Below are 14,318 nucleotides of genomic sequence, written 5' to 3' on the forward strand. Positions count from 1 at the left end.
GCCTGACCATCTAGGGCGGTAAAAGTACAGGACCAAGTCATGACAGACGACCTCTCCGACGCCTATGAAAACGGGGCCTATATCGCGAACGCGGCAGCCTATCCTGAGGAATGGGCACGCGCAGCCAGGCTGTACCGCGCCCAACTGACCGAGCAAGGGCTGGCGCGGCTGGACCTGCCCTATGGCGATGGCGCGCGCGCGCAGCTTGACCTGTTCCTGCCATCGGGTACGCCCAAGGGCCTGGTCGTCTTTGTCCATGGCGGCTACTGGAAGGCGTTTGATCGCAAGACATGGTCCGACCTCGCCGAAGGTGCGCGGGCGCGGGGGTGGGCCGTGGCGATGCCATCATATGATCTGTGTCCCGATGTGCGGATCGCCGAGATCACCCGGCAGGTGGCCCGCGCCATGGAGGCCGCCAGCGCCGAGGTCGCAGGACCGATCCGTCTGGTGGGCCATTCGGCAGGCGGGCATCTGGTGGCGCGCGTCGCGGTGCCGGGAGTGCTGCCCGATGAGGTGGCCGCGCGGGTGGTGGGGGTCTTGCCGATCTCGCCGCTCTCCGACCTGCGCCCCTTGATGCAGACCGCCATGAACGAGGTGCTGCGCATCGACCCGGCGGAGGCCACGTCCGAAAGCCCCGTACTGTTGCCGCGCCCATCGGCCAAGGTCACTGTCTGGGTCGGCGCAGAGGAACGCCCCGCCTTTCTCGATCAGGCGAAATGGATGTCGACAGCATGGAATTGTCAGCTGACAATTTCACCTGAGCATCACCATTTCAACGTGATTGAACCCCTCTCGGAGCCTTGCAGCGCCGTGGTGGAGACGTTGCTGGGGCTGGCCTAGGTCGGGCTGGGGATACTGCAGAACCTTCATCCAATTGACATGCGGCTGTTACATCCCTCGCGCAGAGCGTCGCGGATAGATGATAACAGGGGGACACCCAGTGATCCGCACGCTTTACATGACCAGCGCCCTCGCGCTGGTGGCCGGCTCCGTCGCAGCCCAAGACCCAGCCGAGATGAACTTCAACCGCATCGCGGCCTTTCCCACGTGGAAGAACATGGCCGAGGGCGAAGACACGCAGCGCGAAACCTCGTCCGAGATCATCGCCGCCACTGCCGATGGGATGACACTGGTCTACACCGACAGCCCGCTGGGCGTTCTGGGCCGTATCGACATTACAGAGCCCGCCAACCCGCAGCCGCTGGGCAACATCGACCTTGGCGGCGAGCCGACCTCGGTTGCCGTGGCCGGTGACTTTGCCATCGTCGGGGTGAACACCTCGGAAAGCTACACCGATCCGTCGGGCTACCTGGGTGCCGTGAACATCGAGACCGGCGAGATGGTCGGCCAGTGTGATCTTGGCGGCCAGCCTGACAGCGTGGCCGTGGCCAAGGACGGCACCTTCGCCGCCGTGGCAATCGAGAACGAGCGCGACGAGGATCTGGGTGACGGTCGCACAGGCCAGTTGCCCGCAGGGTTCCTCGTGACCGTTGGCCTGTCCGACGGCGGGCTGGACTGCGACACGCTGAACACCATCGAGATGACCGGTCTGGCAGAGATCTCCCCCGAAGATCCCGAGCCGGAATTCGTCGACATCAACAGCCTGGGCGAGATCGTCGTCACGCTGCAGGAGAACAACCACATGGTTGTCGTCTCTGCCGAGGGCGAGGTGCTGAACCACTTCCCCGCCGGGGCCGTGGACCTGACGGAGATCGACACCATCGACGAGCGCGGCTCGCTCGACTTTGACAAGACGCAGGAGGGCCGCAAGCGCGAACCCGACGCGGTGAAGTGGCTGGACGACGATCACTTTGCCATCGCGAACGAAGGCGACATGGACGGCGGCTCGCGCTCCTGGTCGGTGTTCAACAAGGATGGCAGCCTCGTCTACGAGGCGGGCAACACGTTTGAACATGCATTGATCCAGATCGGCCACTACCCGGACAAACGCTCTGACGCGAAGGGCGTGGAGCCGGAGTCGGTCGAGGTCGGCACCTTCAACGGCACGCCCATGGCGTTCATCGGGTCGGAGCGCGGTTCGGTGGTGGGTGTCTATGACGTCACCGATCTGGCGAACCCCGTTCTGACACAGCTGCTGCCGTCGGGCATCGCGCCCGAAGGCTTCGTGGCCCTGCCGGATCGCAACCTGCTGGTCTCCGCCAACGAAGGCGACCTGATCGAAGACGGCGGCGTGCGCAGCCACGTCATGATCTACGAATACCAGCAGGCGCCTGCGGCCTATCCGCAGCTGACCTCCGAGGGCGCGGACGAGCTGATCGGCTGGGGCGCGATCTCTGGCATGGTGGCGGATGCGGACGGCGTGGTCTGGGCGGTGAACGACAGCTTCTACGGCTACCAGCCCTCGATCTTCAAGATCGACACGACGCAGACACCGGCCCGCATCACCGACGTGATCCGTGTCACCCGCGCCAATGGCGACGCAGCGCAGAAGCTCGACCTCGAAGGCATCACGCTGGACGGCGAGGGTGGCTTTTGGCTGGCCTCTGAGGGGCGCACCGACCGGGTGATCCCGCATGCGCTGTACCACGTGAACGCCGACGGCGTGATCGAGGATGAAGTGGGCCTGCCGGCTGAACTGATGGCAGTCGAAAAACGCTTTGGGTTTGAAGGCGTTACCCTGATGGATGGCACGCTTTGGATGGCTGTGCAGCGTGAGTGGGCGGACGACCCCAAGGACCATGTGAAGCTGGTCTCCTACAACATCGAGAGCGAGGAGTGGGGCGCGGTTCTGTACCCCAAGGCAACGCCGGACACCGGCTGGGTCGGCTTGTCCGAGATCACCGCGCATGGCGATCATGTCTATGTGATCGAGCGTGACAACCAGATCGGCGAAGCGGCAGTGACCAAGAAGATCTACCGCATCCCCGCCGCCGAAATGGTCCCCGCCGCGCTGGGCAGCGACCTGCCGGTGGTGACCAAGGAAGAGGTCGCAGACCTGATCCCCGCGTTGCAGGCCCAAGGCGGCTACGTGGTCGACAAGGTCGAAGGTCTGGCGATCTTCGAGGACGGATCCATCTGGGCGTCGACCGACAACGACGGTGTGGACGACAGCTCTGGCGAGACGTTTTTCTGGAAGGTCGAGACCGAGACGCAGGCTTACTGATCCGGGTCATCATCTGAACCATGGGGCGCCTCGCAGGGAACTGCGGGGCGCTTCGTCGTTTGGCGGAGATGAGCGGGCAGGCGTTGTTTTCGTCAAGAACAGGCCTGACAGGGGCTATCTTGTGGTGTGAGGGGTTGATTCACCGAATCTTAGTGTGAGATTGTCGACATAAGAGCAGTTTTCTGAAATTCGACAGGCGAACCCATGCCCCGAGATACCGCCGCACCCCTGGCGTTGCTGAAGGATATCTTTGGCTACGATGCCTTTCGTCCCGGACAGGGCGAGATCGTCGATGCCGTGACGGATGGTCAGAACGTGCTGGCCATCATGCCAACGGGTGGCGGGAAATCGCTTTGTTTTCAGCTTCCTGCGCTGCTGCGGCACGGTGTGACGGTTGTCATCTCGCCACTGATTGCGTTGATGCGCGATCAGGTGCGCGGGCTGCGGGAGGCGGGCGTGGCGGCCGGGGCGCTGACCTCTGGCAACACGCCGGAGGAAACCGACGCGGTCTGGGACATGCTGCACGCGGGGGAACTGAAACTGCTCTACCTCGCGCCGGAGCGTCTGGCCAACGCCGGCACGCAGCGCATGTTGTCGCAGGCCGGTGTGTCCATGATCGCCGTGGACGAGGCGCATTGCGTCAGCCAATGGGGCCATGATTTCCGCCCCGATTACCTGCGGATCGGTGAACTGCGCCGCGCGCTGGACGTGCCGCTGGCTGCGTTCACCGCGACGGCGGACGAGGAAACGCAGGTCGAAATGGTCACGCGCCTGTTCGATGGCGTGCAGCCGACGACCTTCCTGCGCGGCTTTGACCGGCCCAACATCCATCTGGCGTTCCAGCCAAAGGACGGCCCGCGTGCGCAGATCCTCGGCTTTGCCGCGGCACGGCGGGGACAATCGGGTATCGTGTATTGCGGCACCCGGAACAAGACCGAGGGCATCGCGCGCGCGCTGCGCGACGACGGCCACGCCGCCTGCCACTATCACGGCGGGATGGAGGCCGGGGATCGTCGCGACGTCGAGGAACGCTTTGCCACCGAGGACGGGCTGATCGTTTGCGCCACGGTGGCCTTTGGCATGGGGGTGGACAAGCCGGACATTCGCTGGGTCGCCCATGCGGACCTGCCCAAATCCATCGAAGGCTATTATCAGGAGATCGGTCGCGCCGGGCGCGATGGTGCCCCGGCAGAGACCATGACCCTGTATGGGGCAGAGGACGTGCGCCTGCGGCGCTCGCAGATCGACGAGGGGCTGGCCCCGCCGGAGCGGCGGCAGGCGGATCACGGGCGTCTGAACGCGCTGCTTGGACTGGCCGAAGCACTTGGGTGCAGACGTCAGGCCTTGCTGGCGTATTTCGGGGAAGAGGCCGCGCCGTGCGGCAATTGTGACCTGTGCGACCGCCCGCCAGAGCTGTTCGATGGCACCGAAGCAGTCCGCAAGGCGCTGTCCGCTGCGCTGCGCACGGGCGAAAGCTTTGGCGCGGGGCATCTGATCGACATCCTCCTGGGCAAGGACACCGACAAGGTCCAGCAGCGCAATCATGACCAACTGCCGACCTTTGGCGTGGGCAAGGATCTGTCGCGCGGGCAATGGCAGGCGGTCTTTCGCCAGATGATGGGGCGCGACCTGATGCGCCCGGATGCGGAACGCCACGGCGCTTTGGTGATGACAGACCGCGCCCTGCCGATCCTGCGCGGCGAGGAATCGATTCAGCTGCGCCGTGACGCGGTGGTGAAGGCCGCGGAGCGTCGTCCGGCGGTGAAGGCATTGGTGAGCGAGGAGCATGGCCCCATGTTCTCGGCCCTGAAGGCGAAGCGCACGGCGCTGGCGCAAGAGGCCCGCGTGCCGCCCTACATGATCTTCAACGACAAGACATTGATCGAGATGGCGGAAACCCGCCCCGCCGATCTGGACCAGATGGCACGCATCGGCGGCGTCGGTGCCAAGAAGCTGGAAAGCTACGGGCGCGCGTTCCTGGAGGTCATCAATGGCGCGGCCCAAGAGGTGCACCCGGTGCGGCGCAAGCTGGCGGCGCGCGGGACAGGGACGCTTTATGATGCCTTGCTCGAAGCGCAGGCAGAGCTGCTGCGCGGCGCGGATGGCACGGAAAAGCCGATGTCGTGCAGTGCGTCCTCGCTGGCAAAGCTGGCCGAGATCAAACCCGACAGCCTCGAGAAGATCGAGCGATTGATCGGGGACCGCAGGGTGGAACGTTTTGGGAACGCATTTCTGGACGTTCTGCGCGACGCGGGCTAGATCAGGCCTCGGAACAAATGGGGTGATGCGATGCTCGTGGTGATTTCTCCGGCGAAGAAGCTGGATTGGGATGAAAAGCCCGTCGACATGACGGAACCGATGTTCGAGACGCATGCGCAGAGTCTTGCGGAAACGGCGCGGGAACTCAGTGTCGGCGATCTCAAGAAGCTGATGCATCTGTCCGATGATCTTGCCAAGCTGAACCACGATCGGTTCAAGGCGTTCAGCAACACGCCGGGACCAGAGGATCTGCGCCCCGCCGCGCTTGCCTTTGCCGGGGACACCTACCAGGGGCTTGAGGCCGGGTCGCTGGACGACGACGAGATGCGGTTTGCCCAGGACCACCTGCGGATTTTGTCCGGTCTTTACGGGGCGTTGAAGCCGCGCGACGGCATTCAGGCCTACCGGCTGGAGATGGGCTCTCGTCTGAAGACGGCGCAGGGCAAGAACCTGTACGAATACTGGGGCGACCGCATCGCGGAGGCCTTGAAGGCAGAGGCCGACGCGCTGGGCACGGACACGCTGGTGAACTGCGCATCACAGGAATATTTCGGTGCGGTCCCGCCAAAGGCGCTGGGCCTGCGGATCATCACGCCGCAATTCATGGAGGACAAGCCCGGCGGGCCGAAGATCGTGTCCTTTTATGCCAAGCGCGCCCGTGGCAGCATGGCGCGCTACATCATTCAGAGGCGACTGACCGATCCCGAGGGGATCACCGATTTCGACCTTGGCGGCTACAGCTATCAGCCGGATCTGTCGGAGCCGGACAAACCGGTTTTCCTGCGCGCACTGGACACCTGATCAGGCGTCATCTTGCCCCTTGTTCAGGAGGTGCCCGGCAAATTGCTGGATCTTGGCAGTGAGTTCTGCCTTGCGCAGGGGTTTGGTCAGATAGTCGGACAACCCGGCCTCCATTATGCTCTCGCGGTCGCCGGCCATCGCATGGGCCGTGACCGCGATGATCGGCACGTGAGGCCCGTCGGCCTCCAGCCTGCGAATTTCGCGCGTGGCCTGTTTGCCGTCCATGCGCGGCATGGAAATGTCCATGAGGATCAAATCCGGTCGACGTTCGCGGAAGGCCTCCACCGCCTCTACCCCGTTGTTGGCAAAGCGCAATTCCAACGGCAGGTTCTTTGCCATCTTGGACAGGACAAGCTGGTTGGTCTTGTTGTCCTCGGCCACCAGAACGTCCAGTTTGACAGAGCTCGCGGCGGAAGGCGCGGGCGACTGCGGGGCATCGGGCGGCGCACTGCCGGACCTTGGCAACACCTGATGCACCTGCTCCAGCGCGTTGAACAGAACCCGGCGGGGAACCGGCTTTTGCAGGACCGCGAGCAGGGGGGTGTCGGACGGTCGTCTCACCTGGCCGGGGTTGTCGGCAAAGAGGATGACGGGCACGTCAAAGTTCGCCTGACGCAGCTGCTGTGCCAGTTCGAGACCCGTCATGTCGGGCAGCTCATGCTCCACCACCAGCAGATCGGTGCCGGTCTGAACGTGGTCGATCGCCTCTGACCCGGTGGCGCAGTATGAGATTTCCAGACCCAAAAGCGACAACTGCTTGGTCAGGATGGCGCGATGTGGGCTGTGGTCGTCAACCACCAGCACGCGCTGCAGCCGTCGGGGCAATTGCGCGGTGTCAAAGGTTTGCGCGTCCTCGGCATCCAGCAAGATGCGCAGGCCGAAACAGCTTCCTTTGCCAACCTCGGAATCGACCCAGACCTCTCCCTCCATCAGCTCCACCAGCCGACGTGTGATGGCGAGGCCAAGCCCGGTGCCTTCGAAATTGCGGTTGCGGTCGTCTTCGACCTGATTGAATTCGCCGAAAACGTGATTGACCTTGTCGGGCGGGATGCCGATTCCGGTGTCTTCGATGGTGATGTGAACGGAAGATCGGCCGTCAATGTCCGGCGCGCCCACAACACGGATCAGCACATGGCCCTGCACCGTGAATTTGACCGCGTTGCCCAGCAAGTTCGTCAGGATCTGGCGAATGCGTCCGGGGTCGCCGATGAACCGCGTCGGCAGGAACATGTCGTAGTCCACCAGCAAGGCGATATCCTTGTCGCGCGCAGTGGGTTGCAAAAGCATCACCACTTCGAGGATGGCCGCCTCCAGATCAAAGGGTTCCGGGTGCAGCGCCAGCTTTTCCGCCTCGATCTTGGAATAATCGAGGATGTCGTTGATGATGACCAGCAATGCCTCACCCGAGGAGCGGATCGTATCGGCATATAGCTTCTGCTCTGCCGACAGCTCTGTGTCCAACATGAGGTCGGCCATGCCCACCACGCCATTCATCGGCGTGCGGATTTCGTGGGACATATTGGCGAGAAAGGCGGATTTGGCGCGGTTTGCGGCCTCCGCCCGGATTGTCGCCTCCTTCAGGCGCTGCTGGTCCCTCTTGATCTGGGTGATGTCCACCCGCAGCCCGACACGCCCGCCGTCTGTTGTTTCGCGCTCGTAGATCCGCAGCCAGCGCCCGTCCTCGAGTTGTTGCTCATGCTCGATTTCATTGGCGCGGTGCTTGATCAGGCGCTCTTCGAGCCACTCTTCCTCGCGCCCGACCGCATCTGCGTATTGCCCCTGCTTCAGGCCGTATCGCAGGATCTCCTCGAAGGTTGCGCCGCGTTTCATCGCGGGGGCAGATGGCTTGTAATAGTCCTTGTAGGGGCGGTTGCACATAAGCAGCCTGTCTTCGGCATCGTAGATCACGAAGCCGTCTGGCAGTTCCTCTACCGCGGACCACATGCGCATCAGGTCGGTGATGTCCACGGACAGGGACACGACGCCGCCGTCGGGCAAATGCCTGTCGCGGACCTTGATGAATCGTCCGTTCCACATCCGCAGGGTCTCATTGGGGATCGGGTCCTGTTCCCACCGGCCCAACATGCGCAATTGCCAGCCTTGCGCGTCCTCCCCCTGCAAGTCGACGATGCCCTCATCGACCATTGCTGCGAGGACGTTGGCATAGGAGGCCCCCGGTGCGACGCATTCCAACCCCTCGAAGGCCGACAGATAGGCGGGGTTCGCCAGTTCAAGCCGTCCGTTCCGATTGAACATGGCAAAGCCGTCGCGGATCGTTTCCAGCGCAGACCAAAGCTGTTCGGTCACCACCTCGATCTTTTCGGTGGCCTGTCCGAGCTCCTGCACAACGCGCTGGTGCTGGGTGCGGACCTGCGCGACCTCGGTCCGGGTTTCGCGGATCTCGTGCGACAGCTTGAGCGCATGGTCGCCGAGGCGCCTGTTCGCCTCGAACAGTTCCTTTTGCTTGAGCTCCAGCAGACGTTCGGCCGCCAGACGCGCGCGCCGTTCCTCGGCCAGACGATCTGCGAGATCCATGCAGGTGCCTCCTGGTTCCGGGGCACTTTTGACCATCTGTGGTGAAAATCCGCTTAAGGTTTGAAGAGAGGCGCCTGTTTGAGGTGGGTCCGAGGTCAGGTTTCCCACACCCGGCGAATCCTTGCCCAGGGGCGCGGCGCATGCGACGGTGAGGGCATTGAGATGAAGGGGAATTTGATGCGTCGTTTTGCCGTGGCCCTGCTGATGGGCGTGCTGACTGTGACCGGAGCCGTGGCCCAGGAGCTTGTACCCGATCGTCGATTGGTGGTGACCCGTGATGTGGATTTCGCGGGTTCCGACCTTCAGCCACTGTTCGACACGTCACTCGATGCATGTGAGCGGTCTTGCCTGGCTCAGACGGAATGCCGTGCATTTACATTTAATTCTCGCAATAACAGCTGTTTTCCAAAGTCGGGCGTGACGGACCGCACGTCTTATGACGGGGCAATTTCGGCGCAAGTGTTTGAGGCTTCCCGCGCAGATCTGGATCTTGCGCAGAGGCGGTTTGGCGACCTGACGTTTCTGACCGAGCGCGACGTGGAAAACGCGCGGGCCGAAGCGGAGGCGATGGGCCGGCGCCATGCCAATGGTCAATGGACCGTTGACGCGCTGGAAACCGCCGCGACGGAGGCCTACCAGGCGGGCAACCTGCGCGACGCGATCCACTGGACGGGGGGCGCGCTGGCGCAAAGCGACAGTGCCCCGCTTTGGCTGCAATATGGCGCGTGGTCCGCCGAATATGCGACCGAGCTGGAGGGCGATGACCGCCGCCGTTACGCCGACCGCGCGGTGTTTGCGCCGATCAACGCCTACCTCCGCGCCCAGGCCGTGCCGGAGCAGGCGCAGGCGATGGTGCAGCTGGCCGAAGCTTTTGACCGAACTGAGCGGGGACGCGACATGATCCCGGCCTTGCGGCTGGCGGAGCGGCTTGCGCCCTCGTCGCAGATCTCCGCGAAACTGGACGACGCCATCGGGAAATACGGCTTTCGCATCGTCGATACGGAGGTCGAGGCCGACAGCGCCGATCCACGCATCTGTGCGGAGTTCAACGAACCGCTGGTGCGCGTCGGACAGGACTACGCTCCATACGTGCGCCTCGCGGATCCACGGCTGGCCGTGACGCAGGACGACACGCGGCTGTGCATCTCTGGTGTGACGCACGGTTCGCGCCACACGATCACATTCCGCGCGGGCCTGCCGTCCGCCGACGGCGAAGAACTGGTCAAGGACGTGGAGATCACGGCCTATGTGCGCGACCGCTCTCCTGCCGTCAGCTTTCCGGGGCGCGCCTACGTGTTGCCGCGCGCGGCGGATGCGGGGCTGCCCATTCAGACGGTCAACACGTCCGAGGTCCTGCTGACCCTGCGCCGCGTCTCTGACCGCAATATGATCCGTGCCATTCAAAACGATTATTTCGGACGGCCTTTGGGCCAATATGAAGAAGACTATTTCGCCAGCGAACTGGCCGAAGAGATCTGGACCGGCACGGGCGAGGTTCAAAACGAGCTGAACACCGACATGGTGACGCGCCTGCCCATGGGAGAGGCCGTGGGCGATCTGCCCGCCGGGGTCTACGCGCTGACCGCGCAAACGCCTGACGATCTGGAGGGCGAGGCGCGCGCGACGCAGTGGTTCGTGCTTTCGGACATTGGGCTGACCACGATGGAAGGCACCGACGGGCTGACCGTTTTCGCCCGTGATCTGGGCACGGCAGAGCCGCTCGCCGGGCTGGAGGTTACGCTGCTGGCCCGCGCCAACCGACCGCTGGACGTCACGACCACGGATGCAGAGGGCATCGCGCGCTTTGCCCCCGGTCTGCTGCGCGGCACCGATGGTTCTGCGGCCGCGCTGCTGATGGCGCAGATGGGGGAGGAAGACCTTGCGTTTCTGTCGCTCACCGATCCGGCGTTTGATCTGTCCGACCGGGGCGTCACCGGGCGTGCGCCCGCTGGGCCGATCGATACGTTCCTTGCCACCGACCGTGGGGCCTATCGGGCCGGAGAGGTCATTCACCTGACCGCTTTGCTGCGGGATCCGCAGGCCGAGGCGTTGCCCGATGTGCCGCTGACCGCCGTGCTGACGCGCCCCGATGGTGTGGAATATTCGCGCCATATCTCTGACGGTGCGGGTGCGGGCGGCCACGTGTTTGACCTGCCGCTGGCCCCATCGGTGCCGCGTGGCACGTGGCAGGTTGCGGTTTTTGCCGATCCCAAGGGGGAGGCGCTGACCTCCACCCGCGTGCTGGTCGAGGATTTTGTGCCGGAGCGCATCGACTTTACGCTCGATCTGCCCGACGGCGCGATCAATCCGCTCGCGCCGCCGGACCTGACGGTTGCGGCGCGCTATCTTTTTGGCGCGCCGGGGGCGGACCTGTCCATCGAGGGGGAGCTGCGGCTGTCCACGCGGAGCACGCTCGACGCCTTTCCCGGCTATCGCTTCGGTCGCCATGACGACGAGGCCGACTATCGCACCGAGAGCTTTGCCGCCGACCTGACCACCGACGCCGCAGGCCAGGCCACGCTCGACCTGCCATTGCCGGATATCGACCCGCAGGGCCGTCCCATGCAGGCGCGCATCACGCTGCGCATGGCGGAGATGTCGGGCCGTCCGGTGGAGCGCAGCATCACCCGTGACGTGGCCCCGCCGACCGCGATGATCGGCATCAAGCCCGCCGCCGAGACCTTTGCCGAGGGTGAAACCGCGCGCTTTGACCTGCTGGCCGTGGGCCCCGATCTGGCCGCCACGGATATGGATGTGACATGGACGGTGAACCGCGTGCGCACCCGCTATCAATGGTATCAAAACTATGGCTCCTGGTATTGGGAGCCGGTTACGACCCGCAGCTCTGTCGCGCGGGGCGAGGTGTCTTTGGGCGCTGAGCCTGTCACCGTCGAGGCGCCGCTGGATTGGGGCAACTACGAGATCGTGGTGGAACGCAAGGGCGGCGCATACCTGTCCGCCTCGACCACCGTGTCCGCAGGTTGGTACGCCCCGGCCACTGCCGAAGAGACGCCCGACATGCTGGAGCTGTCGCTTGACAAGGACGCCTACCGCGAGGGCGAAACCGCAAGCCTGCGCATGGTCCCGCGCTACGCCGGCAAGGCCTTGGTGACGGTGCTGGCCGACCGCGTCGTGTCCATGCAGGCGATAGATGTCGTCGAGGGCGAAAACGTGATCTCGCTTCCGGTTACGGAAGAGTGGGGGGCAGGTGTTTACGTGACAGCGCAGGTGATCCGACCCATGGACGTTGCGGCGGGTCAGAACCCGGCCCGCGCGCTGGGCCTGACACATGCGGCGGTCGATCCCGGCAATGGCAAGCTGAACGTCAGCTTTGACGCGCCGGAGGACAGCGCGCCGCGCAGCGCCCTTGAGGCGACCGTCACCATCGACAATGTGGCAGATGGCGAGACCGCCTATGTCACCGTCGCGGCCGTGGATCTGGGCATCCTGAACCTGACCGGATTCGAGACGCCGGACCCGGCTGGCTACTACTTTGGCCAGCGCCGTCTGGGGGTGGAGATCCGCGATATTTATGGGCGTGTCATCAACGGGTTGGACGGTGCCATGGGGGCGGTACGCTCTGGTGGTGATGCTGCGGCTGGTATGGACACCCAAGGGCCGCCGCCAACGGAACAGCTGGTTGCCTTCTTCTCCGGCCCTGTGACGGTGCGGGACGGGCAGGCGCAGGTGAGCTTTGATATCCCTGACTTCAACGGAACGGTGCGGTTGATGGCCGTGGCGTGGTCCGACAGCGGTGTCGGCAGCGCAAAGACCGATGTGATCGTGCGCGATCCGGTGGTGATCTCTGCCGCGATGCCGCGCTTTCTGGCGCCCGGTGACGAGACGCGTCTGGCGCTGGAGTTCACCCACGCGAAAGGTGCGGCTGGCGACATGCCGTTGGAGGTGAGCGTGGACGGTGGCCTTCAGCTTGGCCCCGTGGCGCAGAGCGTGACATTGGACGAGGGCGGCAAAGCCACTGTGAGCCTGTCGCTTGGTGCTGTGACGGTGGGCGATCACGGCATAGAGGTCGCGCTGACAACGCCGGACGGCACGCGCCTGACCAAGAGCCTGACGTTGGGCGTGCGCGCCAATGATCCGGCGGTGGGACAGACCCGGCGGCTGTCTCTTGCACCGGGGCAGAGCCTGACACTGGACGACGAGATTTTTGCCGGGCTGCGCCCTGAAACGGCTTCGGCCCTTGTCTCTGCCGGGGCCTTGGCGCGGTTCGATGCGCCGGGGCTGTTGGCCTCCCTCGATCAGTACCCCTATGGCTGCACCGAGCAGGTCACGTCCAAGGCGTTGCCGCTGCTCTACATGTCTTCCATCGCGGAGCCGCTGGGGCTGGGCAACAAGGACCGCATCGACGAGCGCCTGCAACAGTCCATCACGCGCATTCTGACGCGGCAGGCGGCGAACGGCGGCTTTGGGCTGTGGGGGGCGTATTCCGGTGATGACTGGCTGGATGCCTATGTCACGGACTTCCTCTCCCGGGCGCGGGCGCAAGGCTATGACGTGCCCGAGCGCGCGTTTCAAAGCGCGCTGGACAACCTGCGCAACCAGGTGGCCTATGCCGCTGATTTCGACGATGGTGGCGAAGATATTGCTTATGCGCTGATGGTGCTCGCCCGCGAGGGTCAGGCTGCCATGGGCGATTTGCGCTACTACGCCGATGAACGGGCGGAGGCCTTTGCGACGCCGCTGGCACAAGCCCAGATCGGGGCCGCGCTGGCCAGCTACGGCGACCAACCGCGCGCCGACGCCATGTTCTTTCGCGCGGCATCGCGGCTGGCGCAAACGCCGCGCGACACGGACAGGTTGTATCGGGCCGATTATGGCACGCAGTTGCGTGACGCTGCGGGGGTCTTGTCGTTGGCGGTCGAGGCGCGCTCTGAACGGGTGGACCGGGAGGCACTGGTGGCGCGCGTGACCTCGGCTGACCGGCCGCTGAGCACGCAGGAACAGGCGTGGTCCCTGATGGCGGCAAAGGCGCTGGTCACCGATCCGACCGTGTCCGGGCTGTCGTTGGATGGCGCGGCGCTGAGCGGTCCCTTTGTGCGGCGTATCCCTGCGCGGGATCTGGAGCCGATGGTGCTGCGCAACACATCCGATACAGCGACGGACATCACGCTCACCACCTTGGGTGTGCCTGAGGGCGCAACAGAGGCGAGCGGCTACGGCTATGCGCTGGAGCGGAGCTACTACAGCCTCGACGGTGCGCCAGTGACCCAGATCAGCACCGGCGACCGTATGGTGGCCGTTCTGACAGTGAAACCGGCGGACGAGACCCGCGCGCGTTTGATGATTGACGATCCGCTGCCCGCGGGGCTGGAGATCGACAATCCGTCGCTGATCCGGTCCGGCGACCTCTCCGGCCTTGATTGGCTGAAGACATCGGAGACCGAGTTCACGGAGTTCCGCACCGACCGTTTCCTTGCAGCCGTGAACCAGACCGACGCAACGCCGATCCGCTTGGCGTATGTGGTGCGCGCGGTGTCGCCGGGAACGTTCCATCATCCTGCCGCATTGGTCGAGGATATGTACCGTCCCGACTACCGGGCCACCACGGCCTCCGGCGCTGTGACGGTCCAAGAATAAGGAA

The 14,318-nt window shown here is 64.4% G+C and carries 6 protein-coding genes; 5 read left to right on the top strand and 1 reads right to left on the bottom strand.

From position 1 onward, the window contains the following. Positions 1-39 precede the first annotated feature (39 nt). The 4 genes from GGQ68_RS00870 to yaaA all read left to right on the top strand — a co-directional run bounded on the left by GGQ68_RS00870 (position 40) and on the right by yaaA (position 6,184). The gene (locus GGQ68_RS00870; protein ID WP_183962506.1) at positions 40-840 is read left to right on the top strand and encodes an alpha/beta hydrolase; all 801 of its coding nucleotides are present in this window, start codon (positions 40-42) and stop codon (positions 838-840) included. Between the two features lie 118 nt (positions 841-958). Continuing rightward, positions 959-3,124 (top strand): esterase-like activity of phytase family protein, encoded by a 2,166-nt coding sequence (locus GGQ68_RS00875; protein WP_425502944.1) that lies wholly within the window; start codon positions 959-961, stop codon positions 3,122-3,124. Positions 3,125-3,328: 204 nt separating this feature from the next. Beyond that, the gene (recQ, locus tag GGQ68_RS00880) at positions 3,329-5,383 is read left to right on the top strand and encodes a DNA helicase RecQ (RefSeq protein ID WP_183962508.1); all 2,055 of its coding nucleotides are present in this window, start codon (positions 3,329-3,331) and stop codon (positions 5,381-5,383) included. 30 nt (positions 5,384-5,413) lie between these two features. Further along, the gene (gene yaaA, locus GGQ68_RS00885) at positions 5,414-6,184 is read left to right on the top strand and encodes a peroxide stress protein YaaA (RefSeq protein ID WP_183962509.1); all 771 of its coding nucleotides are present in this window, start codon (positions 5,414-5,416) and stop codon (positions 6,182-6,184) included. Here yaaA and GGQ68_RS00890 read toward each other — a convergent pair whose 3' ends face one another. After that, entirely contained in the window at positions 6,185-8,719 is a 2,535-nt protein-coding gene (locus tag GGQ68_RS00890) for a response regulator (RefSeq protein WP_183962510.1), read from the bottom strand. 177 nt (positions 8,720-8,896) lie between these two features. On the opposite strand from GGQ68_RS00890, the gene GGQ68_RS00895 reads away from it, so the two are divergent. Further along, positions 8,897-14,314 carry an alpha-2-macroglobulin family protein gene (locus tag GGQ68_RS00895; RefSeq protein WP_183962511.1) on the top strand — a complete coding sequence of 1,806 codons (5,418 nt, stop codon included), beginning with the start codon at positions 8,897-8,899 and terminating at the stop codon, positions 14,312-14,314. The last annotated feature ends 4 nt before the right edge of the window (positions 14,315-14,318 follow it).

This window comes from Sagittula marina, assembly GCF_014196795.1.
Classification (GTDB): domain Bacteria; phylum Pseudomonadota; class Alphaproteobacteria; order Rhodobacterales; family Rhodobacteraceae; genus Sagittula; species Sagittula marina.